Origin of the sequence: Streptomyces sp. CB02366, from assembly GCF_001905905.1 — a bacterium.
Classification (GTDB): Bacteria; Actinomycetota; Actinomycetes; order Streptomycetales; family Streptomycetaceae; genus Streptomyces.
This window is the reverse complement of sequence record NZ_LIVT01000004.1, coordinates 1-24,127: the sequence shown is the minus strand read 5'-3', so window position 1 is coordinate 24,127 and position 24,127 is coordinate 1. Positions and strand designations below refer to the sequence as shown.

General features: G+C 71.7%; 24 protein-coding genes. 15 read left to right on the top strand and 9 right to left on the bottom strand.

Annotated elements, in window-relative coordinates:
- Positions 1–14: 14 nt before the first annotated feature.
- Together AMK24_RS14420 and AMK24_RS14415 are read right to left on the bottom strand one after the other, a co-directional pair.
- Positions 15–1,409: a metallopeptidase TldD-related protein gene (locus tag AMK24_RS14420; RefSeq protein ID WP_073768984.1), complete on the bottom strand. Its 1,395-nt coding sequence runs from the start codon at positions 1,407–1,409 to the stop codon at positions 15–17.
- Positions 1,406–2,929, bottom strand: coding sequence for a TldD/PmbA family protein (locus tag AMK24_RS14415; protein ID WP_073768982.1), 1,524 nt, complete (start codon positions 2,927–2,929; stop codon positions 1,406–1,408). Before AMK24_RS14415 ends, AMK24_RS14420 begins: the two co-directional genes overlap by 4 nt.
- Positions 2,930–3,145: 216 nt before the next feature.
- Between AMK24_RS14415 and fabG the strand changes: the two genes are divergently transcribed.
- The 3 genes from fabG to AMK24_RS14400 all read left to right on the top strand — a co-directional run bounded on the left by fabG (position 3,146) and on the right by AMK24_RS14400 (position 5,193).
- Positions 3,146–3,865 (top strand): 3-oxoacyl-[acyl-carrier-protein] reductase, encoded by a 720-nt coding sequence (gene fabG / locus AMK24_RS14410; protein WP_073768980.1) that lies wholly within the window; start codon positions 3,146–3,148, stop codon positions 3,863–3,865.
- A gap of 5 nt (positions 3,866–3,870) precedes the next feature.
- On the top strand, positions 3,871–4,638 hold the full coding sequence (fabI, locus tag AMK24_RS14405; RefSeq protein WP_003969986.1) for an enoyl-ACP reductase FabI: 768 nt from the start codon (positions 3,871–3,873) through the stop codon (positions 4,636–4,638).
- 183 nt (positions 4,639–4,821) lie between these two features.
- A complete protein-coding gene (locus tag AMK24_RS14400; protein WP_073768978.1) occupies positions 4,822–5,193 on the top strand; it encodes a hypothetical protein in 372 nt (123 codons plus the stop codon).
- Between the two features lie 120 nt (positions 5,194–5,313).
- Here AMK24_RS14400 and AMK24_RS14395 read toward each other — a convergent pair whose 3' ends face one another.
- On the bottom strand, positions 5,314–6,000 hold the full coding sequence (locus AMK24_RS14395; protein ID WP_073768976.1) for a FadR/GntR family transcriptional regulator: 687 nt from the start codon (positions 5,998–6,000) through the stop codon (positions 5,314–5,316).
- A 134-nt stretch (positions 6,001–6,134) separates the two neighbouring features.
- On the opposite strand from AMK24_RS14395, the gene AMK24_RS14390 reads away from it, so the two are divergent.
- The 4 genes from AMK24_RS14390 (at position 6,135) to AMK24_RS14380 (ending at position 8,610) form a co-directional block, all read left to right on the top strand.
- A complete protein-coding gene (locus AMK24_RS14390; protein WP_073768974.1) occupies positions 6,135–7,430 on the top strand; it encodes a CynX/NimT family MFS transporter in 1,296 nt (431 codons plus the stop codon).
- 17 nt (positions 7,431–7,447) lie between these two features.
- Positions 7,448–7,564: an SGM_5486 family transporter-associated protein gene (locus AMK24_RS35180; RefSeq protein WP_007446146.1), complete on the top strand. Its 117-nt coding sequence runs from the start codon at positions 7,448–7,450 to the stop codon at positions 7,562–7,564.
- 214 nt (positions 7,565–7,778) lie between these two features.
- Positions 7,779–7,988: a hypothetical protein gene (locus tag AMK24_RS14385; RefSeq protein ID WP_073768972.1), complete on the top strand. Its 210-nt coding sequence runs from the start codon at positions 7,779–7,781 to the stop codon at positions 7,986–7,988.
- A gap of 103 nt (positions 7,989–8,091) precedes the next feature.
- A complete protein-coding gene (locus tag AMK24_RS14380) occupies positions 8,092–8,610 on the top strand; it encodes a SixA phosphatase family protein (protein ID WP_073768970.1) in 519 nt (172 codons plus the stop codon).
- Positions 8,611–8,796: 186 nt separating this feature from the next.
- Here AMK24_RS14380 and serB read toward each other — a convergent pair whose 3' ends face one another.
- On the bottom strand, positions 8,797–10,092 hold the full coding sequence (serB, locus tag AMK24_RS14375; RefSeq protein ID WP_073768968.1) for a phosphoserine phosphatase SerB: 1,296 nt from the start codon (positions 10,090–10,092) through the stop codon (positions 8,797–8,799).
- A 434-nt stretch (positions 10,093–10,526) separates the two neighbouring features.
- Here serB and AMK24_RS14370 point away from each other — a divergent pair, with 434 nt between their 5' ends.
- Positions 10,527–13,145, top strand: a complete 2,619-nt coding sequence (locus AMK24_RS14370) for an FHA domain-containing protein (RefSeq protein WP_443333910.1) — start codon at positions 10,527–10,529, stop codon at positions 13,143–13,145.
- A gap of 156 nt (positions 13,146–13,301) precedes the next feature.
- Here AMK24_RS14370 and AMK24_RS14365 read toward each other — a convergent pair whose 3' ends face one another.
- A complete protein-coding gene (locus tag AMK24_RS14365) occupies positions 13,302–14,054 on the bottom strand; it encodes a transglycosylase SLT domain-containing protein (RefSeq protein WP_073768964.1) in 753 nt (250 codons plus the stop codon).
- 536 nt (positions 14,055–14,590) lie between these two features.
- Between AMK24_RS14365 and AMK24_RS14360 the strand changes: the two genes are divergently transcribed.
- Positions 14,591–15,736: a GAF domain-containing sensor histidine kinase gene (locus tag AMK24_RS14360; protein ID WP_073768962.1), complete on the top strand. Its 1,146-nt coding sequence runs from the start codon at positions 14,591–14,593 to the stop codon at positions 15,734–15,736.
- Positions 15,729–16,373: a response regulator gene (locus AMK24_RS14355; RefSeq protein ID WP_073768960.1), complete on the top strand. Its 645-nt coding sequence runs from the start codon at positions 15,729–15,731 to the stop codon at positions 16,371–16,373. The genes AMK24_RS14360 and AMK24_RS14355 overlap by 8 nt, the downstream gene beginning before the upstream one ends.
- A gap of 144 nt (positions 16,374–16,517) precedes the next feature.
- Here the strand turns inward: AMK24_RS14355 and AMK24_RS14350 are convergent, their stop codons facing one another.
- Positions 16,518–17,309 carry a hypothetical protein gene (locus tag AMK24_RS14350; RefSeq protein ID WP_073768958.1) on the bottom strand — a complete coding sequence of 264 codons (792 nt, stop codon included), beginning with the start codon at positions 17,307–17,309 and terminating at the stop codon, positions 16,518–16,520.
- 296 nt (positions 17,310–17,605) lie between these two features.
- Between AMK24_RS14350 and AMK24_RS14345 the strand changes: the two genes are divergently transcribed.
- The 4 genes from AMK24_RS14345 to AMK24_RS14330 all read left to right on the top strand — a co-directional run bounded on the left by AMK24_RS14345 (position 17,606) and on the right by AMK24_RS14330 (position 20,944).
- On the top strand, positions 17,606–18,403 hold the full coding sequence (locus AMK24_RS14345; protein ID WP_073768956.1) for an ABC transporter ATP-binding protein: 798 nt from the start codon (positions 17,606–17,608) through the stop codon (positions 18,401–18,403).
- Positions 18,404–18,508: 105 nt separating this feature from the next.
- Positions 18,509–18,937: an NfeD family protein gene (locus AMK24_RS14340; RefSeq protein ID WP_073768954.1), complete on the top strand. Its 429-nt coding sequence runs from the start codon at positions 18,509–18,511 to the stop codon at positions 18,935–18,937.
- A 168-nt stretch (positions 18,938–19,105) separates the two neighbouring features.
- Positions 19,106–20,092 carry an SPFH domain-containing protein gene (locus AMK24_RS14335; protein ID WP_073768952.1) on the top strand — a complete coding sequence of 329 codons (987 nt, stop codon included), beginning with the start codon at positions 19,106–19,108 and terminating at the stop codon, positions 20,090–20,092.
- A gap of 78 nt (positions 20,093–20,170) precedes the next feature.
- On the top strand, positions 20,171–20,944 hold the full coding sequence (locus AMK24_RS14330) for a sulfite exporter TauE/SafE family protein (protein WP_107427402.1): 774 nt from the start codon (positions 20,171–20,173) through the stop codon (positions 20,942–20,944).
- 81 nt (positions 20,945–21,025) lie between these two features.
- Here the strand turns inward: AMK24_RS14330 and AMK24_RS14325 are convergent, their stop codons facing one another.
- The 3 genes from AMK24_RS14325 to AMK24_RS14315 all read right to left on the bottom strand — a co-directional run bounded on the left by AMK24_RS14325 (position 21,026) and on the right by AMK24_RS14315 (position 23,098).
- Positions 21,026–21,535 carry an HNH endonuclease gene (locus AMK24_RS14325; RefSeq protein ID WP_073768950.1) on the bottom strand — a complete coding sequence of 170 codons (510 nt, stop codon included), beginning with the start codon at positions 21,533–21,535 and terminating at the stop codon, positions 21,026–21,028.
- 139 nt (positions 21,536–21,674) lie between these two features.
- Positions 21,675–22,211 (bottom strand): YbhB/YbcL family Raf kinase inhibitor-like protein, encoded by a 537-nt coding sequence (locus AMK24_RS14320; RefSeq protein WP_073768948.1) that lies wholly within the window; start codon positions 22,209–22,211, stop codon positions 21,675–21,677.
- Between the two features lie 104 nt (positions 22,212–22,315).
- Entirely contained in the window at positions 22,316–23,098 is a 783-nt protein-coding gene (locus tag AMK24_RS14315; RefSeq protein WP_073768946.1) for a sporulation protein, read from the bottom strand.
- 97 nt (positions 23,099–23,195) lie between these two features.
- Here AMK24_RS14315 and AMK24_RS14310 point away from each other — a divergent pair, with 97 nt between their 5' ends.
- On the top strand, positions 23,196–23,849 hold the full coding sequence (locus AMK24_RS14310) for a DNA-3-methyladenine glycosylase (protein WP_073768944.1): 654 nt from the start codon (positions 23,196–23,198) through the stop codon (positions 23,847–23,849).
- The last annotated feature ends 278 nt before the right edge of the window (positions 23,850–24,127 follow it).

Genomic DNA, 24,127 nt, shown 5'->3' with positions numbered 1-24,127 from the left:
CCAGTCTAGGCGGGTCATACGCCCAGGCTGACCGAGCTCATGTTGAAGTCCGGGACGCGCAGGGCCGGCATCGCCGCCCAGGTGAACCAGTCGCCCCACTCGCGCGGCAGCGTCTTCTCCGTACGCCCGGCCTCCGAGGCCCGCGAGAGCAGGTCCACCGGCGACTCGTTGAACCGGAAGTTGTTCACCTCGCCGACGACCTCGCCGTCCTCGACCAGATAGACGCCGTCCCGGGTCAGCCCGGTCAGCAGCAGCGTCGCCGGGTCCACCTCGCGGATGTACCAGAGGCAGGTCAGCAGCAGCGCCCGCCCCGTCGTCGCGGCGACCATCTCCTCCAGCGACCGCTCGCCACCGCCCTCCAGCAGCAGGTTGTCGACCGCCGGGGCGACCGGGAGCCCGGTCAGGGCCGCCGAGTGCCGGGTGGTCGTCAGCCGCTCCAGCTTCCCGTCCCGGACCCAGTCCGTGGAGGCCAGCGGCAGTCCGTTGTCGAAGACGGAGGCGCTGTCGCCGGAGGAGTGGGCGATGACGAACGGCGCCGACTCCAGACCCGGCGCGTGCGGATCGCTGCGCAGGGTGAGCGGCAGCGGCGAGAGCGTCTCGCCCAGCCGGGTACCGCCGCCCGGCGTGGAGAACACCGTCCGGCCCTCCACCGCGTCCCGCGCGGTGGACGACCAGAACTGGTAGATCAGCAGGTCGGCCACGGCGGTCGGCGGCAGCAGCGTCTCGTACCGTCCGGCGGGCAGCTCGACACGCCGCTCCGCCCAGCGCAGCCGCTGCGCCAGCCCGGCGTCCATCGCCGCCGGGTCGACGTCCTTGAAGTCCCGGGTGGCCCGGCCCGCCCACGCCGAGCGCGTACGGTCCGGCGACTTCGCGTTCAGCTCCAGCGTCCCGTTCGGCTGGTCGTGGCGCAGCCGCAGCCCGGTCGACGTCCCCAGGTAGGTGGAGGTCGTCTCGTGGTGGGCGAAGCCGTACAGCTCGCGGCCCCCCGACCGGGCGCGGGCGAAGGCGTCGCCGAGCGCCGGGGCGAAGTCCGTGAAGACCTCCGAACCGGTTTCGGCGGGCGCGTCCGTGAAATCGGGGGAGGAGGGCGCCCCGCTCACCAGCGGCTGCGCGTCCTCCGCCGGCCCCGCGCTCCGGGCGGCGGCCTCGGCGGCCCGTACCAGGGGCTCCAGGTCCTCGGTGGTCACGGCGGACCGGGAGACGACGCCGGACGCCGTCCCCCGTGCCCCGTCCACCGTCGCGATGACGGTGAGGGTCCGGCCCCGGGTCACCCCGTTCGTGGTGAGCGCGTTGCCCGCCCAGCGCAGGTTGGCCGAGGAGTGTTCGTCGGCGATGACCACCAGCCCGTCCGCGGCGGACAGCTCCAGGGCCCGCTCGACGATCTCGTACGGCTTGCTGACCCGGCTCATCGTCCGGCCTCCTGCGTCGTGTTGAGGATGTTGACGCCCCGGAAGAGGGCGGAGGGGCAGCCGTGCGAGACCGCCGCGACCTGGCCCGGCTGGGCCTTGCCGCAGTTGAACGCGCCGCCCAGGACGTACGTCTGCGGTCCGCCGACCTTCTCCATCGAGCCCCAGAAGTCCGTGGTCGTCGCCTGGTACGCCACATCGCGCAGCTGACCGGCGAGCCTGCCGTTCTCGATGCGGAAGAACCGCTGCCCGGTGAACTGGAAGTTGTAGCGCTGCATGTCGATGGACCACGACCGGTCGCCGACCACGTAGATCCCGCGCTCCACCCCGCCGATCAGGTCCTCCGTGGACAGCCCGCCCGGCTCCGGCCGCAACGACACGTTCGCCATGCGCTGTACGGGGACGTGGCCCGGCGAGTCCGCGAACGCGCAGCCGTTGGAGCGGCCGAGCCCCGTCAGCTTCGCGATCCGGCGGTCCAGCTGGTAGCCGACCAGCGTGCCGTCCTTCACCAGGTCCCACGACTGCGCCTCCACGCCCTCGTCGTCGTACCCGATCGTCGCGAGCCCGTGCTCGGCCGTGCGGTCGCCGGTCACGTTCATCACGGGGGAGCCGTACGCCAGCTTGCCCAGCTGGTCGAAGGTGGCGAACGAGGTACCGGCGTACGCCGCCTCGTACCCCAGCGCCCGGTCCAGCTCGGTGGCGTGGCCGATCGACTCGTGGATGGTCAGCCACAGGTTCGACGGATCGACGACCAGGTCGTACGCCCCCGCCTCCACGCCCGGCGCGCGCATCTTCTCCGCGAGCAGCCCGGGGATCTCCTCCAGCTCGGCGTCCCAGTCCCAGCCGGTCCCGGTGAGGTACTCCCAGCCCCGCCCCACCGGCGGCGCGATCGTCCGCATCGAGTCGAACTCGCCGGTCGTGCCGTCCACCGCCACGGCGGTGAACTGCGGGTGGATCCGCACCCGCTGCTGCGTGGTGACGGTGCCCGCCGTGTCCGCGTAGAACTTGTTCTCGTGCACGGTCGTCAGGGACGCGTCCACGTGCGCGACGCCCTCCGCGCCCAGCAGCCGCCCGCTCCACTCGGCGAGCAGCGCCGCCTTCTCCTCGTCCGGTACGAAGAAGGGGTCGACGTCGTACGCCGAGACCCAGGTCCGCTCACCGTGCGACGGCTCGTCCGCCAGCTCCACCAACTCCTCGGAGCCGGCCGCCGCGATCACCTTCGCCGACAGCTTCGCCATCGCGACGGCCTGAGAGGCCACCTTCGCGGCCGCGTCCATCGTCAGGTCCACGCCCGAGGCGAACCCCCACGCCCCGCCGTGCACCACCCGCACCGCGTACCCGAGGTCCGTGCTGTCGGACGCCCCGGCCGGCCGCGCGTCCCGCAGCCGCCAGGAGGCGCTGCGCACCCGCTCCAACCGGAAATCGGCGTGCGTCGCGCCGAGCGCCCGCGCCCGGGCGAGCGCCGCGTCGGCCAGCGCGCGCGACGGCAGGGCCAGGAATGACTGATCTACCTCGTGGGGCACGGGGAGTTCCCTTCTCGATCCATCACGGCAGTGAACCACGCCGCGGGGTGGCCGCACCGGGGGATATCGCGGACGCGTGGAGCGACCACGCATCGGCACGGACTGTAGGAACCCGACAGCACCCCGGACAAGCCACTGTCAGGGCCCGATTCCACGATCCACGCACGGTACCGATAGGTTTTCGGCGTACCAGACAGCCAAGGAAAGGGTGATCCGATGAGCCGCTCGGTTCTCGTCACCGGAGGAAACCGGGGCATCGGCCTCGCCATCGCCCGCGCCTTCGCCGACAACGGCGACCAGGTCGCGATCACCTACCGCTCCGGAGAGCCCCCTCGCCTCCTCACCGACGCCGGTGTCCTCGCGGTCCGCTGCGACATCACGGACGCCGAACAGGTGGAGCAGGCCTACAAGGAGATCGAGGAGAAGCACGGCCCCGTCGAGGTGCTGGTCGCCAACGCCGGCATCACCAAGGACCAGTTGCTGATGCGGATGTCGGAGGACGACTTCACCTCCGTCGTCGACACCAACCTCACCGGCGCCTTCCGGGTCGTCAAGCGCGCCAACCGCGGCATGCTGCGCGCCAAGAAGGGCCGCGTCGTCCTGATCTCCTCCGTCGTCGGCCTCCTCGGCTCGGCCGGCCAGGCCAACTACGCCGCCTCCAAGGCCGGGCTGGTCGGCTTCGCCCGCTCGCTGGCCCGCGAACTCGGTTCGCGGAACATCACCTTCAACGTCGTCGCCCCCGGTTTTGTCGACACCGACATGACCCAGGCGCTCACCGAGGAGCAGCGCAAGGGCATCGTGGCCCAGGTACCGCTCGGCCGCTACGCGCGGCCCGAGGAGATCGCCGCCGCGGTGCGCTTCCTCGCCTCCGACGACGCGTCGTACATCACTGGAGCCGTCATTCCCGTTGACGGCGGATTGGGCATGGGTCACTGATCACCATGAGCGGAATTCTCGACGGCAAGCGCATCCTGATCACCGGGGTGCTGATGGAGTCGTCCATCGCGTTCCACGCCGCGAAGGTGGCCCAGGAGCAGGGCGCCGAGGTCATCCTCACGGCCTTCCCCCGCCCCACGCTCACCGAGCGCATCGCCAGGAAGCTGCCGAAGCCGGCCAAGGTCATCGAGCTGGACGTGACCAACCAGGAGCACCTGGACCGGCTCGCGGGCCTGGTGCGCGAGGAGCTCGGCTCGCTGGACGGCGTCGTCCACTCCATCGGCTTCGCGCCGCAGGACGCGCTCGGCGGCAACTTCCTCAACACGCCGTTCGAGTCCGTCGCCACCGCGATGCACGTCTCGGCGTTCTCCCTGAAGTCGCTCGCGATGGCCTGCAAGCCGCTGATGAGCGAGGGCGGCTCGATCGTCGGCCTCACCTTCGACGCCCAGTACGCCTGGCCGCAGTACGACTGGATGGGCCCGGCCAAGGCCGCGCTGGAGGCCACCTCCCGCTACCTCGCCCGCGACCTGGGCAAGGACGGGCTGCGGTGCAACCTGATCTCCGCCGGGCCGCTCCGTTCCATGGCCGCCAAGTCCATCCCGGGCTTCGAGGAGCTGGCCGACGTCTGGAACACCCGCGCCCCGCTGGCCTGGGACATGAACGACCCGGAGCCGGCCGGCCGCAGCATCGTCGCCCTGCTCTCCGACTTCTTCCCGCGCACCACGGGCGAGATCATCCACGTCGACAGCGGCGTGCACATGATGGGCGCCTGACCGCGACCGGACCGGGCTGACGGCCCCCGGCCGCGTACTCTCCCCCTTCCGGGAGGCGGTACGCGGCCGGGGGCCGTTCACGCTCCGTGGGCCCCCGCCGACGCTCCGGTCGAAAAGTCCGCCGATCCACCGCAGAATGGGGAGGAACCGGACTTCTGGTCAGGCTGCGGGAGGGAGAACGCTGTGCGCCCCACCCGCCGACGGACCCGTCTCCTCCTGCTCGCCCCGCTGGCCGCCGCCGTCCTCGCCGTGCCGCTGGGCGTCCACGCCGCCAGCGGGGCCGACCCCGGTGCGGGAGCGGAGCCGCCGAAGCCCGAACCGGCCGGCTCGGAGTGCCGTACCTCCATCGAGGGCTCCCGGGTCGTCGCGTACTGCCACAACCCCTACCCCTCCGTCGACCTGGTCCGGCTGCACACCGAATGCGACCGGTGGTGGGACGTGGACGCGGACGGCGAGGCGATCGCGGTGGAACCCGGCCGGACCGTACGGCTGGAGGACCGCTGCTGGAAGGAGATCGCCACGGCCTGGGTCAGCCATCGCCCCGCTCCCCGCTGAAGGGGCCGGGAGCCGGGGAGCGGCCCGGCCCGCGGACGGCGGTGGAGACGCCGAGGAGGCCCCGGTCCGGTCCGGCGCGGGATTCGTCGGCCGGATCCGCCGGCCCGGGCCGCCGCGTCTTCAGCCGGTCGGTTCGGCGCGCGGCTCCAGCCACTTCAGCGCGTGACCCGCCGCCTCCGAGGCCGCCGTCTCCGCGTCCCCCGCCCGGATCGCCTCGACCAGCCGGGCGTGGTCCATGTGGTTCTCCGGCCGCAGCTCGGGGCCCACGTCGCCGCGCAGGTAGTCGCGCAGCAGGTCCCCGAGGTCGGCGTAGAGCTCGCTCAGCACGTCGTTGTGCGAGGCGGCGACCACCGCCAGGTGCAGTGTGGCGTCCGCCGCGACGAACGCCTCAGTGTCGCCCGACGCCCAGGCCGCCTCCCGGCGCGCCATCACGGTGTCCAGCTGCCGCAGGTCCCGCTCGGTGCGCCGGACCGCCGCCAGCCGGGCCGCCGACGACTCCAGCGTCGAGCGCAGCTCGGCGATGTGCCGGGGGTCGGCGGCGGCGAACCTGCGGTGCATCACCCCGGCCAGCTCGCTCGTGGCGATCACGTACGTGCCGGAGCCCTGCCGGATGTCCAGGAGCCCGTTGTGCGCGAGGGCCCGCACCGCCTCGCGGACGGTGTTGCGGGCCACGCCCAGCTGCTCGACCAGCTCGGGCTCGGTCGGGATCCGCGAGCCGACGGGCCATTCGCCCGAGGTGATCTGGTTCCTCAGCTGGGCGATCACCTGGTCGGAGAGTGCCGAACGCCGCGGGGACGTCAACGCCATGGTGCTCCTTGCTCGGGTCCTGCCCGGCGAGGGCCGGGTGGGAAGGGGGTGGGGCCGGATTCTCTCAGGCGGCCCGGGCGGTCGAGGGGGAACGGAGTGGACAATCAATCATCCCATGATTCTATGATGGGGCTATGCCGGACGACGATACGCAGGCCCCGACCCTGAAGAGCGCCCCGACCCCGCGCGCCGCCCCTGAACTCCGCACGCCGCGGCTCGCCGACGGGAGCGAACCCCCCGCGCCCTGGCTGCTGCGCCTCATAGCCGTGGGGCTCGTCCTGGCCGCTCTGAACCTCCGCCCCGCGATCACCAGCCTCGGCGCGCTGCTGGAGGAGGTCCGCGACGGGCTGCACATGAGCGGGAGCGTGGCCGGAGTGCTCACCTCCGTACCGCCGCTGTGCTTCGCGGTCTTCGGCGTGACGGCGCCGCGCCTGGCCCGCCGATTCGGCGCGGGCGCCGTGGTCTGCGCGGGCATGGCCGCCATCGCGGTCGGCCTGGTCGTGCGCCCCTACATCGGCTCCACCGCGGGGTTCCTGGCCGCCAGCGCGCTGGCCCTGATGGGCATCGCGGTCAGCAACATCCTGATGCCGGTGATCGTCAAGCGCTGGTTCCCCGACCGCGTCGGCAGCATGACCGGCCTCTACTCCATGGCCCTGGCCCTCGGCACCGCCCTGGCCGCGGCCCTGACCGTCCCCGTCACCGGCGCGCTGGGCGGGAACTGGCGGACCGGCCTGGCCGTCTGGGCCGCGCTCGCCGCCGCCGCCGTGCTGCCCTGGGTCGTTCTCGTCCGCGACCGCACACCGGCGCCCGCCCCGGCCGCCTCCGCCGCCCCCGGCGCGGAGGCCCCGGGCCTGCGGATCACCCGCAGCCGCACCGCCTGGGCCCTCGCCTGCTTCTTCGGGCTCCAGGCCACGGCCGCGTACATCACGATGGGCTGGATGCCGCAGATCTTCCGCGACGCGGGCGTCTCCGCCGGTACGGCCGGACTGCTGCTCGCGGTCACCATGGCGATGGGCGTTCCGCTGGCCTTCGTCATCCCCCGGGCCGCCTCGCGGCTCAGGCAGCAGGGCCCCATCGTCGTCGCCCTCGGCATGTGCGGCCTGATCGGCTACAGCGGCCTCTACCTCGCCCCCGCCGCCGGGGCCTGGGCCTGGGCCCTGCTCCTCGGGGTGGCCAACTGCGCCTTCCCCCTCGCCCTCACCATGATCGGCATGCGGGCCCGGACCGGCGCGGGCGTGGTCCGGCTCTCGGCGTTCGCCCAGTCCACCGGCTACCTGCTCTCGATCCCCGGCCCGCTGCTCGTCGGCGTCCTCTACCAGCACAGCGGCGGCTGGGGACTGCCGATCGCCCTGATGGCCGGGCTGATGATTCCCCAGATGGCGGTCGGCGTCCTCGCGGGACGGAACCGGACGATCGAGGACGAGTGCTGAGATGCGACACTGACCCCATGCCAGTGCTCGATCCGAATCCCCAGAACGGCCAGAAGAAGCTCCTCCTCGTCTTCGGGGCCATGCTTCTCATCACCGTCGTCATCGGCGTGATCGCCACGATCGCCTCACCCTGACCCCCGAGGCCGCGGCTGCCCGCGGGGCCCGGACCCGGTGGTCCGGCGCCCCCGGGAGGCCCCGGCGGCCCCTTCCCCTGTCCGGGGGTGGGGCTAGCCCCCCTTCCCTTAGGGGGCCAGGGTCAGGGTCAGGTGGGTGGGTCGCCGGATGGAAGCCGCTGCCCCCGGTCCGTAAGTTCTTCGGTGACGACCCGATGACTCCACGGAGGCGGCCATGCCGGTACCGACGACGCGCCCCAGGCCTCCCCGGCCGCCCGCGGACGGCGGCGGCGCCCGCTTGCCCTGGTGGGCCCTCGCCCTGCCCGCCGTCGCCTTCGCGGTCCTGCTGTCCATGATCCTCACTCCCGGACAGGCGCACGCCGCCACCGGCGCCCCGGTGCTCGGACAGCTGATCGAGCCCATACTCCGGCTGCTGCTCCGCTGAGCCGGAGCGGTCGCGGACCGGTGCGCCGGCTCCCCGCCCTCTCTCTGGGCGAGCCCGTCAACACCCTGCGCCCCAGGCCGGTTTTCATGCGAAGCTGAGATGTATGAGCGTCGAGACATCTCGCAGGATCGTCCTTCTCCGGCACGCCAAGGCGGAATGGTCACAGGCTTCCGACCATGAGCGCCCGCTGGCCGAACGCGGCCGCAAGGACGCGCCCGTGGCCGGCCGCAAGCTCGCCGATTCCGGCATCGATTTCGATCTGGCCCTCTGTTCCACCGCCGTCCGGACGCGGGAGACCTGGAAGCTGGCGGTCCACGAGTTCGCCCAGCGTCCCCGCACCGTCTACGAGGAGCGGCTGTACGACGCCTCCCTCGGCGAGCTGATCGCCCTGTTCAACGAGACGCCGGACGAGGTGCGCAACCTCCTGGTCATCGGTCACAACCCCGGCATGCACGGGGCCGCCGACGCCCTCTCCGGTTCCGCCGAGGGTGACGCCCTGGCCCGAATGACCCGGGACGGCTTCCCCACCGCCTCCTACGCCGTGGTCGAGTTCCCCGGCCCCTGGAAGAGCGTGGAACACGGGGCCGGCAGGCTCACCGAGTACTGGACGCCGAACGACTGAGCCGACCGCAGGACCGGTCGCACACCCATGCGATGGCCCCGGCACGCCCTTCCCGCCGGGCGTTCCGGGGCCTCGTGCTCCGGGCCCCGCCCGGACCGGGCCCCGGGCCGCTCGCGGCACGTACCCGTGCGACGGCGGGACCGCCCCGGCCCCGGCCGCAGGCGTCCTGGGACGGACGCCGGCCGGTCAGCCGACGAGGCCGTCCGCCGCCTCCACCTCTTCCCGGGTGATGCCGAGGAGGTAGAGCACGGTGTCCAGGAACGGGACGTTCACCGCGGTGTGCGCGGCTTCCCGGACCACCGGCTTGGCGTTGAACGCGACGCCGAGCCCGGCGGTGTTCAGCATGTCGAGGTCGTTCGCCCCGTCCCCGATCGCCACCGTCTGCGCCAGCGGCACCCCGGCCTGCTCGGCGAAGCTCCGCAGCAGCCGCGCCTTGCCCGCCCGGTCCACCACCTCGCCGACGACCCGGCCGGTCAGCTTGCCGTCCACCACCTCCAGCGTGTTGGCCGAGGCGAAGTCGAGGCCGAGCCGCTCCTTGAGGTCGTCCGTGACCTGGGTGAAACCGCCGGAGACCACACCGACCTGGTAGCCCAGCCGCTTCAGCGTGCGGATGAGGGTGCGGGCGCCGGGAGTGAGCCGTACCTCGGCGCGGACCTTGTCCACCACCGAGGCGTCCAGACCGGCCAGCAGCGCGACCCGGGCGTGCAGCGACTGCTCGAAGTCCAGTTCCCCGCGCATCGCCTGCTCGGTCACCTCGGCGACCTTGTCCTCGCACCCCGCGTGCGCCGCGAACAGCTCGATGACCTCGTCCTGGATCAACGTGGAGTCGACGTCCATGACCACCAGCCGCTGGGCCCGGCGGCTCAGCCCGGCCGAGACCACCGCGACGTCCACGCCGATCTCCGCGGCCTCGGTCGCCAGGGCCGTCCGCAACTGCTCGGTCCCGGTCCCCGACACCGCGAACTCGACGGCGGTGACCGGGTACTTCGCCAGCCGGAAGATCCGGTCGATGTTCCCGCCGGTCGAGGTGATGCTGGCCGCTATGGCCGCCGTCGACTCGGCGGTCAGCGGGTGCCCCAGCACCGTCACGTGCGAACGGCCGTCCCCGCGGGGACGGTTGTCGCCGATGCCGGAGATGATCTCCGCCTGGAGGTTCAGGGAGTCGGCCCAGCTGTGCACGGTCGCCCGCAGATCGCCCTCGGTGCTCCCGCCCGCGGCGGGAGGGGTGATCAGGGCGCAGAGCACGATGCGGCCCCGGGTGACGACCTGCTCGATGTCCACGACGTCGACCGCGTACGCGGCGAGGGTGTCGAAGAGGCCGGCGGTGATGCCGGGCCGGTCCTTGCCGAAGATCTTGACGAGAAGCGTGGGGCTGTCGCCGGCCCGGGAGGGCTCACCGCCCGTCCCGCCGGCCCGGCGGGGCTCGGGGGGCTCGACGGGCCCAGGAGACGGGAGGGGCTGAGATGGCTGGGATGCGCTCATGGTGCTCCCACCGTATCGGTCCCGCCGCCCCCTCCGGCCGGTCGTCCCGAGTGCCGGACGGAATCGCCCCGGCGGTGCCCGCGCCGCCCGGACCGGCCCCGCCCCGGCAGGCGGCGGTCCTCGGCCCCCGCCGGAGCACGGAGTGCGGATCTGACCGGTACGGGTCTTGCGCTCCGCCCCGACGACTGCTGCTCAATGCGTGGTTATCCGGCCATGAGGACGTCGGTGAGCGGTAAGCGGATGTTCGTCCGGACTTCACCCGCTCCGATCGTGTTTCACCCCCGGTTTCGGCGTGGCCGGCCGGGTCTCCGCGCGGTCTTCACCCGTCCGACTTTCGGATCGGGGACTGGTCCTGGAATAGTTCCCCACGATGTTCAGCATCCCTAGACTCCCTGCGACGGGGGTAACACGGGGGACGACTAGTGGGGCGCGGAGTGCCGGAACTCGTACTGGAATTGAATGGCAGCACCTGGACGCTCGATCCGTCCAGGACGTACACCCTGGGGCGTGATCCGCAGGGCGACCTGACGATCGACGACGCCAGGGTCTCGTGGCGGCACGCCACGATCAGCTGGAACGGCCGCGGTTGGTCGATCGAGGACCACGGCAGCACCAACGGCACCTATGTGCAGGGGCGCCGGATCCAGCAGGTGGAGATCGGCCCCGGCACGGTGCTCCACCTCGGCAACGCCACCGACGGGCCCCGGGTGAGCCTCAGCGCCGCAACGGGCGCCGACGCCTCCGGCGGCCACCCGGCCGCCGCCGGGCAGGCGCCCGTACAGCAGCCCCACCAGCAGCAGGGCGGCGGCGCGGGCTGGCACGGACAGCAGGCCCCGGTCCAGCACCAGGCCCCGGTCCAGCACCAGGCCCCGGTCCAGCACCAGGCGCCCGCCCAGCACCAGGCGTGGCAGCAGCCGCAGGCTCCCCGGCAGCAGGTCCCGCACCAGCAGCCCCCGCACCAGGGGGTGCCGCACCAGCAGGCCCCGGGGCACCCGGCAGGACCGGGACACGGCGGCGCCGCGGGGGCGCCGCCGGTCTACGGAGACCGCAGCCCGACCACGTTCCACCAGCTGGACCTCGGCCGGGTCATGCGCATCGGTCGTGCGCTGGAGAACGAACTCGTCGTCTCCGACCTCCAGGTCTCGCGCCACCACGCCGAGTTCCGCGCCACGCCGGACGGCCGCTTCGAGATCCGCGACCTCGGCTCGCACAACGGCACGTACGTCAACGGCCAGCCGCTCCACAAGTCCGGCTCCGCCCTCATCGGCCCGAACGACATCGTCGGCGTCGGCCACTCGACCTTCCGGCTGGTCGGGGACCGGCTGGAGGAGTTCGTCGACACCGGCGAGGTCTCCTTCTCCGCCCGCCACCTCACGGTGACGGTCGACGGCGGGAAGCAGATCCTCAAGGACGTCTCCTTCGGCGTCCCCGAGAAGTCGCTGATCGCGGTCATCGGCCCGTCCGGTTCGGGGAAGTCCACCCTGCTCAAGGCGCTCACCGGCTACCGGCCCGCCGACCAGGGCGACGTCCTCTACGACAACCGGAACCTGTACAAGCAGTTCGCCGAGCTGCGCCAGCGCATCGGCCTGGTCCCGCAGGACGACATCCTGCACAAGGAGCTGACCGTCTCCAAGGCGCTCAAGTACGCGGCCAAGCTCCGCTTCCCCGCGGACACCACGGAGGCCGAGCGCCAGGCCCGGATCACCGAGGTCCTCGCCGAGCTCAAGCTCGACATCCACAAGGACAAGCGGATCACCTCGCTCTCCGGCGGCCAGCGCAAGCGCGTCTCGGTCGCCCTGGAGCTGCTGACCAAGCCCTCGCTGATCTTCCTGGACGAGCCGACCTCCGGCCTCGACCCGGGCATGGACCGCGACGTCATGCAGCTGCTGCGCGGCCTCGCCGACGACGGCCGCACGGTGCTCGTGGTCACCCACTCGGTGGCCGAGCTGGCGATCTGCGACAAGCTCCTGGTGATGGCGCCCGGCGGTTCGGTCGCCTACTTCGGCCCGCCGGAGGAGGCGCTGAACTTCTTCGGCTACACCAGCTGGGCCGACGTCTTCTCCGCCTTCGAGAACTACCGCGACTACGACTGGGCGGGCCGCTGGCGCGGTTCGCAGCACTACCAGCTGTACGCCTCCGACATCGACGCGGTCGCCGCCCAGCCGGTCACCATGCCGCCGCCGCAGCAGATGCGGCCCCCCAAGCCGCAGGCCTGGGGCACGCAGCTGTGGACCCTGGTGCGCCGCTACTCCTCCGTCATCGCCTCCGACAAGGCCTTCCTCGGCCTGATGGTGGCGCTGCCGGCGGTGATCGGTGTGCTGAGCGCGGTCATCCCGGCGGAGTTCGGACTGACCGCGCCCACCCCGCCGACCCGGTTCAACGGCAAGTCCGGAATGATCCTGCTGATCCTCGCGGTCGGCATCTGCCTCGCCGGTTCGGCCAGCTCCGTACGAGAACTGATCAAGGAACGCGTCATCTACGAACGGGAACGGGCCACCGGCCTCTCCCGTTCGGCCTACCTGGCGTCCAAGGTGATCGTGCTCGGCGTGATCACCGCGTTCCAGGGCGTCATCCTCTGCGGCATCTGCTTCGCCGTCCGCGACCTGCCGGCCGAGGGCCTGTTCATGCCGCCGGCCGTCGAGATCTGCCTCTCCATCGTGGCCCTCGGGTTCACCTCGATGATGTTCGGCCTGATGATCTCGGCGATGGTCAAGACCTCCGAGATGACCATGCCCCTGCTGGTCATGTTCGCGATCGTCCAGCTGGTGTTCACCGGCGTCCTCTTCCAGGTGTACGGAACCCCCGGCCTGGAGCAGCTCACCTGGCTGATGCCGTCCCGCTGGGGCGTGGCCGCGGCGGGCACCACGCTGGACCTGGCCCATCTGATGCCGCCGTGGGACCCGAAGAACCCGACCGACCTGGACCCGCTCTGGGAGGCCACGGCGACCCAGTGGGGGATCAACATCTTCGTGCTGCTGGTGATCGCCCTCGTCTGCGCCTTCGCGGTCGCCCGCCTGCTGCGCCGCCACGAGCCCGAGGTCATGCGCAAGTAGGCTCCTCCCGCGCCGTCGCCGGACGGCGCGCCACCGGTAGTACGACGCCGAGGCCGGCACCCCGCGGGGTGCCGGCCTCCGGCATGGGTACGGCCGGGTCGGGCGGGCCGGGACCGGTTCCCGGTGGCCCGGCGGCGCCCGGTGGGGAGCAGCGGCTCAGTAGGCGCTGTTCACGTTGTCCATGGAGCCGTAGCGGTCGGCCGCGTAGTTGCAGGCGGCGACGATGTTGGCGACCGGGTCGTACAGGTCCTTCTTGGTGCCCTTGACGTGGTACCGGTCGAAGGTCGGCTGGATCACCTGGAGCAGGCCCTTGGACGGGATGCCGTTCCGGGCGTTGATGTCCCAGTTGTTGATGGCCCAGCGGTTGCCGCTGGACTCACGGATGATGTTGCGGTGGATCCCCTCGTAGGAGCCGGGGATGCCTTCCTTCTTCATGATCGACATCGCCTCGCGGATCCAGCCGTCCAGGTTGTTGGCGTAGACGGGCTTGCGCGCGGTGGAGCGGTTGGCGGCCTCGGAGCCGCGCTTCTTCGCGTCGGCCTTGGCCTTGGCGGCCTTCTCGGCCCTGTCCTTCGCCTCCGCGGCGGCCTTCGCCTTGGCGGCCTTGGCCCTGGTCTCGGCGGCGGCCCTCGCCTTGGCGGCGTCGGCGGCCTTCACCAGCTTCTCGGCGGTGGAGTGCTGCGCGATCACGCTGTCCTGCACGGTCTTGGCCTGTGCGGAACCCGTGACGCCGGTGAACGCGACGGGCGCGGCGGCGGCTGCCGCCTGCGGGGCGACCTCGGCCTCACCGTTCGACGGGACGAGCGAGAAGGTCAGGGCGGCGACGCCCAGGGCCGACACACCGGCCACGGAGATCTTCTGGACCTTGTTCAGACGACGGAGACGACTGGGGATGCGAGTCGCAGACATGTAGGGCTACCTCTTCGAATACTCAGGGGTCCTCACGGAGGACGAGACCGGAGGCGGTGATGCGCACCTCCGTCGGGGACGAGAGCAATTCTTAGCGGCAGCAAAAACCCGTGGCAAAGATGTGACGTACGAAGCCGGGTAGTGGAGAAGGGTCCTGTTCGCCCGAAATAACCCTGACGTGCTCCTGGTCAAATCGCCCTTATCGTCCCACTAGGTACGTTCGTAAGTGACGTGGCTCCTATGCTTGGGCTCACATCGGCACCCGGGCCGCCTCACCTTTCGTTGCTGAAGCAACTCGGAGCGTCACGACCCTCGCCCCCTCCGGCGAGGACGGCCCCGGCGGGCTCCCCCCGGGGCGCCGCGCCTGGGGCGGCGCCCCGCCCCCGACCGCCTCGCCGGCCCCCGCGCGGACGTACCGGCGGCCGGTCCTACGACCTGCGACCGAGCCGCGGCGCCCCGCGGGCCCGGGCCGCCGCCCGCCGATCACCGACTCCGGCCCGATACGGCCCTCGACACCTCGCCGGTACGGTGATCCCATGAGTCATCGCCCAGCGTCGGGGCTCGCCGCGGTGAGTGCCGCGCTGCTCGCCATGAGCCGCCACCTCGACGTGGGCGACGTCCTCAAGACGATCGTCGCCTCCGCCCGCGAGCTGCTCGACGCCCAGTACGCGGCCCTCGGCGTCCCGGACGACCACGGCGGCTTCGCCCAGTTCGTGGTCGACGGCGTCAGCGACGAGCAGTGGAAGGCCATCGGTCCGCTGCCCCGGCAGCACGGCATCCTCGCCGCGATGCTCCACCAGTCGGGGCCCGAACGCCTCGCGGACGTCCGCGAGGACCCCCGGTTCGGGGGCTGGCCCGCCGCCCACCCCGACATGTCCGACTTCCTCGGCCTGCCCATCACGGACGGGGACGAGATCATCGGGGCCCTGTTCCTCGCCAACAAGCTGTGCCCCAAGCCCGAGGGCGGCTGCGGTTTCACCGCCGAGGACGAGGAACTGCTCTCGATCCTCGCCCAGCACGCGGCCATCGCCCTCACCAACGCCCGTCTCTACGAGCGCAGCCGCGAACTGACCATCGCCGAGGAGCGCTCCCGGCTGGCCCACGAGCTGCACGACGCGGTCAGCCAGAAGCTGTTCTCGCTCCGCCTCACCGCCCAGGCCGCCGCCGCTCTCGTGGACCGCGACCCCGCCCGCGCCAAGGGGGAGCTCCACCAGGTCGCCGCCCTCGCCGCCGAGGCGGTCGACGAGCTGCGGGCCGCCGTCGTGGAGCTGCGCCCCGCCGCGCTCGACGAGGACGGCCTCATCGCCACCCTCCGCACCCAGGTCCAGGTCCTGGACCGGGCGCACACCGCCGAGGTCGCCTTCGAGAGCCACGGGGTGCGCGCCCTGCCCGCCGCCCAGGAGGAGGCCCTGCTCCGGGTCGCGCAGGAGGCCCTGCACAACGCCCTGCGCCACTCCGGCGCGGAACGCGTCACCGTCACCCTGACCCGGCGCGCGGCCGCCACCGTCCTGCGCGTCGCCGACGACGGGCGCGGGTTCGACCCCACCGCCGTCCGACGGGCGGGCCGCCACCTCGGCCTCGTCTCCATGCGCCACCGGGCGAGCAGCGTCGGCGGCCGGCTCACCGTTGCCTCGGAGCCCGGCAAGGGCGCCACGATCGAGATGGAGGTCCCCGGTGGCTGAGAAGATCATCAGGGTGCTGCTGGTCGACGACCACCAGGTGGTCCGCCGCGGACTGCGTACCTTCCTGGAGATCCAGGAGGACATAGAGGTCGTCGGCGAGGCGGCCGACGGCGCGGAGGGCGTGGCCCGTACCGAGGAGCTGCGCCCCGACGTCGTACTGATGGACATCAAGATGCCCGGCACCGACGGCATCGAGGCCCTGCGCCGCCTCCGCGAGCTGGACAACCCTGCCAAGGTCCTCATCGTCACCAGCTTCACCGAGCAGCGCACGGTGGTCCCCGCCCTGCGCGCCGGAGCCTCCGGCTACGTCTACAAGGACGTGGACCCGGACGCCCTGGCCGGGGCGATCCGCTCGGTGCACGCCGGCCACGTCCTGCTCCAGCCGGAGGTGGCGGGCGCGCTGCTGGCCCAGGAGGAGGCGGGCGCGGGCACCGGGCGGGGGAGCACCCTGACCGAACGGGAACGCGAGGTCCTCGGCCTCATCGCGGACGGCCGCTCGAACCGGGAGATCGCCCGCGCGCTCGTCCTCTCCGAGAAGACGGTCAAGACGCACGTGTCGAACATCCTGATGAAACTCGACCTGGCCGACCGCACCCAGGCGGCCCTGTGGGCCGTACGCCACGGAGCCGCGGACTGACCCCGCCACCGTGCCGGCCCGGCCGGGTGCCGAGGCGGGCGGTCCTCAGCAGGGGCCCGTCCGCCCCCGGCGGCCCGGGGGAGCCCCACCGCCGGGAGCGGAACACCACCGGGGCGCATCGCCGGGAGCGGAACGCCCCCGGGCCTACCGACCCACCTCCCCGCCCTCCACATACGCGTTGTACGCCGCCACCACGGCCCGCCGAGCCACCCGCTCCACCGGCCGCAGCGCGGCCCCCCGCGCCGCGATCTCCGACGCGCTCACCGCACCGCCGTGTCCGTTCCCGTACGCCACCGAGACCAGCAGCCCCACCCGCTGCGCCATCTCCAGCACCCGCACCGCGCGCGGCGGATACCCCGGCGCCAGCACCTCGCGCCCGTCCCCCCGCTCCACCCGCGCCCGGTACGCGTCCACCGCCGCCTCCGCCACCGGACCCGCCCCGGCCACGTCCAGCCGCGCCAGCACCGCCGTCGCGTCCCGCAGCGCCTCGGCCAGCTCCCGCTCCGCCTCGCCCAGCGACGGCACGTCCGCCGGCGGGGCCTCCCGTACCGGCAGCACCCGCCACACCACCTCGACGTGCAGATCCCCCTCCGGCCCGGCCTCGCTCACCTCCGGCACCAGCCCGTACGGTGCTCCGTACGCCACCACCGCCTCCTCGGCCTCCAGCGCCCGCGCGTTGAAATCCGGCGGACCGCTCAGCCCCAGCGGGTGCCCCGGCACCGGCAGCGCGACCCGGAAACCGGTCACCCCCAGCCCCCGCAACCGGCCGAGCGCCAGCGTGAGCCCGACCGGCCCCGCCTCGCCCGGCAGCCCCTCGACGCGGTGCACCGCGTCCTCACCGACAATCGCGAGGGCCGCCTCGTCCGGCGAGACGAGCCCCGCCAGAAGCGCGTTTCCCCAAGCGGCCAACAACCCTGAACGTGGTTCGACAAGCATGCCGACAGCCTAAGGACCGTCCCGCGATTCCCGGCGGGCGCGCGACGCCGGCTACGGCACCTCGCCGCGTTGTCGGAACATCCCCGTACATCCGGTATGCGGATGCCCCTCCGCCTTGCGGTGCACCGCATCCGACGCCGCGCGCCGATCCCCCGGGAATCGCGGCACAGCCCTCGGGCGACGCCTGGGGACAGCCCTCACGGCCGAAGCACTCGCGCGGTGGCGTAGGTTTTCCCTGGGAGCCGTGCCCACCGGCACGCGACGATCGACGAGACTGCATGGGGAGACAACGCGCCATGAGCGATGTACTGGAGCTGGTGGACGTATCCGTGGTCCGCGACGGACGGGCTCTGGTGGAAGACGTCTCCTGGTCGGTCAAGGAGGGCGAGCGCTGGGTCATCCTCGGCCCCAACGGCGCCGGCAAGACGACCCTCCTCAACCTCGCCTCCAGCTACCTCTTCCCCAGCACGGGCACCGCCACCATCCTGGGCGACCAGCTCGGCGGCGTCGGCACCGACGTCTTCGAACTCCGCCCCCGGATCGGCATGGCGGGCGTGGCGATGGCCGACAAGCTGCCCAAGCGCCAGACCGTGCTGCAGACGGTCCTCACCGCCGCGTACGGCATGACCGCCACCTGGAACGAGAACTACGAGGCCGTCGACGAGGAGCGCGCCCGCGCCTTCCTCGACCGCCTCGGCATGACGGAGTACCTGGGCCGCAGGTTCGGCACGCTCTCCGAGGGCGAGCGCAAGCGCACCCTGATCGCCCGCGCCATGATGACCGACCCCGAGCTGCTGCTCCTGGACGAGCCCGCCGCCGGACTCGACCTCGGCGGGCGCGAGGACCTCGTCCGCCGCCTCGGACGCCTCGCCCGCGACCCGTACGCCCCCTCCATGATCATGGTCACCCACCACGTCGAGGAGATCCCGCCCGGGTTCACCCACGTCCTGATGATCCGTCAGGGCAAGATCCTCGCGGCCGGCCCCATGGAGACCGAGCTCAGCTCCCGCAACCTCTCCCGCTGCTTCGGCCTCCCGCTCATCGTCGAGCACACCGGGGACCGCTACACCGCGCACGGTCTCCCGCTCTCCTGACGGGGGCGCCGCCACGGGCCACCGCACCCCGGCCGGCAAGCGGTTCACCGCAGTCGACCCCCGTGCGCCCTGTCGGTGACGCACCGACAGTCCTACGATGACCGGGTGGACATCGACGCGTGGGTGTGGTGGCTGATCGGCGCGGTGGGACTGGGCATCCCCCTCGTCCTGACCGCGATGCCCGAATTCGGCATGTTCGCCGTCGGGGCGGTGGCCGCGTCGGCCGTCGCCGCCCTCGGCGGCGGGATCGTCGCCCAGGTGCTGGTCTTCGTCCTGGTCTCGGTCGCGCTGATCGCCGTCGTACGCCCGATCGCCGCCAGACACCGGGCCGGACAGGCGGGGCACGCCAGCGGCATCGACGCCCTGAAAGGACGTCAGGCGGTCGTGCTGGAACGCGTATCGGCCCACGAAGGGCGCATCAAGCTCGCCGGCGAGGTCTGGTCGGCCCGCACGCTCGACAGCGACCAGATCTTCGAACCCGGCAGCCAGGTCGATGTCGTGGACATCGACGGAGCGACGGCCGTCGTCATGTGACCGAAACCGTGCACAGGGCGGGCCGAGGTCTGCCAGACTCGAAGACGATCATGTCGATCTTCGTGAGCCCCGGACCCGGCAGCCGCAACTCGCCGCCCACCGGCCGCACATGAGGTACGACCCCGATCCCCGCGATCCACCGGCCAACCGAAGGGCACGAGAGACACGATGCAGATCATCATCGTTCTGATCATTCTGGTGGTGCTCGTCTTCATCGCCCTGATCAAGACGATCCAGGTCATCCCGCAGGCGAGCGCCGCCATCGTGGAGCGGTTCGGCCGCTACACCCGCACCCTGAACGCGGGCCTGAACATCGTCGTCCCGTTCATCGACTCGATCCGCAACCGGATCGACCTCCGTGAACAGGTGGTGCCCTTCCCGCCCCAGCCGGTGATCACCCAGGACAACCTGGTCGTCAACATCGACACCGTCATCTACTACCAGGTGACCGACGCGCGCGCGGCGACGTACGAGGTCGCCAGCTACATCCAGGCGATCGAGCAGCTCACCGTCACCACCCTCCGCAACATCATCGGCGGCATGGACCTGGAGCGGACCCTCACCTCCCGCGAGGAGATCAACGCGGCCCTGCGCGGCGTCCTCGACGAGGCGACCGGCAAGTGGGGCATCCGCGTCAACCGCGTCGAGCTCAAGGCGATCGAGCCGCCGACCTCCATCCAGGACTCGATGGAGAAGCAGATGCGCGCCGACCGCGACAAGCGCGCCGCGATCCTCACCGCCGAGGGCATCAGGCAGTCCCAGATCCTCACCGCCGAGGGTGAGAAGCAGTCCGCCATCCTGCGCGCCGAGGGCGAGGCCAAGGCCGCCGCCCTGCGCGCCGAGGGCGAGGCCCAGGCCGTCCGCACGGTCTTCGAGGCCATCCACGCCGGAGACCCGGACCAGAAGCTCCTCTCGTACCAGTACCTCCAGATGCTCCCCAAGATCGCCGAGGGGGACGCCAACAAGCTCTGGATCGTGCCCAGCGAGATCGGCGACGCCCTCAAGGGCCTCAGCGGCGCCTTCGGGAACCTCGGCGGCGGCGTCCCCGGCTTCAACACCGGCGGCAACGGCGGCAACGGGGGCAACGGCGGCAACACTCACGGTTCCATCCCCGCCCCCGCCGTGGAACGACGCGAGGAACCCCCCGTCTCCTGACCCGACGCCCCCTTCGTGCATGATCAGTGAGGCCCCTCGACCTTCATGGCGGGGAGGCGTCACTGACCACCGAAGGAGATGGCCTTGTCCATCTGGGAAATAATCGCCGTCTTCGCGGCCGGCCTCGGCGCGGGCACGATCAACACGATCGTCGGCTCAGGAACCCTGATCACCTTCCCCGTCCTGCTCGCCACCGGCCTGCCCCCGGTCACCGCGACCGTGTCCAACGCACTGGGACTCATCCCGGGCTCCATCAGCGGGGCCATCGGCTACCGCAAGGAACTCGCCGGACAGCGCCGCCGCATCCTCAAGCTGAGCGCCGGCGCCGCGATCGGCGGACTCACCGGGGCGACCCTGCTCCTCGCCCTGCCCTCCACGGCCTTCGAGACGATCGTCCCCGTCCTCGTCGCCCTGGCTCTCGTCCTGGTGATCCTGCAACCGCGCATCAGCAAAGCCGTGCAGCGCCGCCGTGAGCACACCGGAGCCACGCCCCGCACCGACGGCGGGCCCCTCCTGTTCACCGGTCTGACCCTCGCCAGCGTCTACGGCGGCTACTTCACCGCCGCCCAGGGGATCATCTACCTCTCCCTGATGGGCATGCTGGTCGACGACACGATCCAGCGCCTCAACGCCGTCAAGAACGTCCTGGCCGCCGTGGTCAACACCATCGCCGCCCTGTTCTTCCTCTTCGTCGCCGACTTCGACTGGACAGCCGTGGTCCTCATCGCGGTGGGCTCGGCCATCGGCGGCCAGATAGGCGCCAAGGTCGGCCGCCGGCTGAGCCCCACCGTGCTGCGCTGCCTCATCGTCGCGGTCGGCACGGTGGCCATCGTCCAGCTGCTGCTCCGCTGACGCACGGGGCCCGCCCCCGCCGGGCGTACACCCAGGACGTCACGGCCCTCCGCGACCGCGACGCCCCCTCTCCACCACGCCCTACGCCGCTGCCGCCCGGTCCAGCCATTCGGGCAGCGCCGACCGGTCGCGCGCACCCATCGCCAACAGCATCGCCTCGGCGGGGGAGGGGACGAACGGCTGCTTCAGCAGCGGCATCCCCGCCTGCTCCGGCGTCCGCGCCGCCTTGCGGTGGTTGTCCTCCGCGCAGGAGGCCACCGTGTTCAGCCAGGTGTCCTGTCCGCCCTGGGCGCGCGGCACCACGTGGTCGACGGTGGACGCCCGCCCCCCGCAGTACGCGCACCGGTACTGGTCCCGGACCAGCACACCTCTCCTGGACCACGGCGCCTGTCTTCGGAACGGCACCCGTACGTACCGGCAGAGCCTGATCACCCGGGGCGCCGGAATGTCCACGGCGGCACCACGCATACGGAGCTCGGGATGCGACTGCTCGACGACGGCCTTGTCCGTCAGGATCAGGACCACCGCACGGTTGAGCGTCACCGTCGACAGTGGCTCGAAGCTCGCGTTGAGAACCAGCGTGTCACGCATCCTGCCCACCTCCCGTGTGCCGCCCGCCCCCTGGCAGGCCCGGATCAACTCTGTCCGGGCGGGCCGCGATGGACAACGCAATAAAAAAATGCCCTGCTCTGATCTCTCCAAGACCAGAGCAGGGCAAACAGCAGACGAACTAATCGCCCGCGGGGGCCCGGTACTCGCCGATCAGCTGGGCGCGGCCGAGCGTGTGGAACCGGAGGTTGAACCCGACCACGGCGGGAGACGTGTCGCTGTCGACACCGAGCTTCTCCGTGTCCACGGCGTAGACCGTGAACACATACCGGTGGTTCTCCCCGGCGGGCGGCGCGGCGCCGCCGAACTCCTTCTCCCCGTAGTCGTTGCGTGCCTGCACGGCGCCTTCGGGCAGCCCCTTGAACTCCCCGCTGCCCGCGCCGGCGGGCAGCTCCGTCACCGACACCGGGATGTCGAAGAGCACCCAGTGCCAGAACCCGCTGCCCGTCGGGGCGTCCGGGTCGAAACACGTCACGGCGAAGCTCTCGGTCCCCTCGGGGAAACCCTCCCACCGCAGCTGCGGCGAGGTGTTCCCGGCCGCATACACCTGGGCGTCGCCCAGTACGGCCCCCGGAGCGAGATCGTCGCTCACGACGGTGAACGCCGGCACCTCCGGGTGGAAGTCATGCGGCAGCGGGGCCCTCTTCGGCTCGGTCACGTCTCGCACCTCTCCTGATCGGTTCGTCTGCCTTCTTCCCCGACTGTAGGGGGCGTACCGCCCTCCTCCCGGAGGGCGTACCGCCGGGGATGGCGGGACAGCCCTCAGAGCCAGTTGCGCTGGCCGCCGACCTGGGCGAGCCACTGGTTGAGGTACGCGGCCCAGTCGGTCTGCTGGTAGTCGTGCAGACCCACCTTGAACGCTCGGTAGGAGTCGCTGCCCTCGCTGAACAGCCCCGGCTTCTTGTCCATCTCCAGGACGACGTCCATCTCGCGGTCGTCGGCGACGAACGTCAGCTCCACCTGGTTCAGCCCGCGGTACTGGGCCGGCGGGACGAACTCGATCTCCTGGTAGAACGGCAACCGCTGGCGGGTGCCGCGGATGTGGCCGCGCTCCATGTCCGCGCTGCGGAAACCGAAGCCGAGCTGGCGGAAGGCGTCCAGGATGGCCTCCTGCGCCGGCAGCGGGTGCACGTTGATCGGGTCCAGGTCACCGGAGTCCAGCGCGCGGGCGATCTCCAGCTCGGTGGTCACCCCGATGTTCATCCCGCGCAGGTGCTGGCCGCCGAACATCGTGAGCGGCGTCTCCCACGGGATCTCCAGGCCGAACGGCACCACGTGCACCGCGCCCGCCTGCACCTCGAAGGCGCCGCCGAGGTTCAGCTTGGTGAACTCCATGTCCTGCTTGGTCTCCTGGTCCCCGCCCTCGACCTCGACCCGTGCCTGGAGCCCGACGTTCAACCCCTCGATCTGCTGGGCGACCGAACCGCCCTGGATCCGCACCTCGCCCTGCACGATGCCGCCGGGGACGACGTTCGCCTCGGTGAGCTCGGTCTCCACCGATGCGCCACCGGCGCCCATGCTCGCGAGCAGCCGCTTGAAGCCCATAGTCACTCCTTCTAGGTACTGCTGGGTCCTGACCCCTACTTACGCGCCATGACGGTAGCCGGTTCCCCTCCGGACGATCCCGGTACCCTCGGATGGCATGACCGAGAACCTCGACCGCACTCCGCTGACGCGGGACTTCTTCGACCGCGACGTCCTGGAGGTCGCCCCGGACCTGCTGGGCCGCACCCTCGTACGCCGTCACCCGATGGGCACGATCGAGCTGCGCCTGACCGAGGTGGAGGCGTACGCGGGCGAGATCGACCCCGGCTCCCACGCCTTCCGGGGCCGCACCGCGCGCAACGGCGTCATGTTCGGCCCGCCCGGCCACACGTACGTCTACTTCACCTACGGGATGTGGCACTGCCTCAACCTGGTCTGCGGCCCGGACGGCCACGCGAGCGGAGTCCTGCTCAGGGCCGGGGAGATCAACGTCGGGGCCGGCCTGGCCCGCGAACGACGCCTCTCGGCCCGCAACGACAAGGAACTGGCCAAGGGCCCGGCCCGTCTCGCGACCGCCCTGGACGTCGACCGCGAGCTGAACGGCAGCGACCTCTTCGGTGGCCCCGCTCCGGCACTGTCCGTCCTGCACGGCACCCCGCCGCCCCGTGACCAGGTGCGCAGCGGTCCCCGCACCGGGGTGGGCGGCGACGGGGCCCACCAGCCGTGGCGCTTCTGGATCGAGGGGGATCCGACCGTGAGCCCGTACCGTGCCCACGCGCCGCGTCGTCGCCCCAGCCGCAAGGCGGCTTGACTCACGCCCGGCAGACGCCTAATGTAGTCCGAGCCGCTTGACACGGGTACAGCTCTCGGCACGGTCCATCGGACCGGATCGAGCCACTCGGAGCGGCCACACCACTACCGACGATCCTCGCCCTGACGGGTGCGAATTCGGCATGCCCGTAATTCGCGTTATCAGCTCGATTATGAGCTGCCGAGAGAATCGACTAACGTAGTGGACACGCCGAAAGGCAAGACCACTCCACGGGTCGCCGGAAATCGAATTCGGACCGGAAACGGAACGAAAAAGAG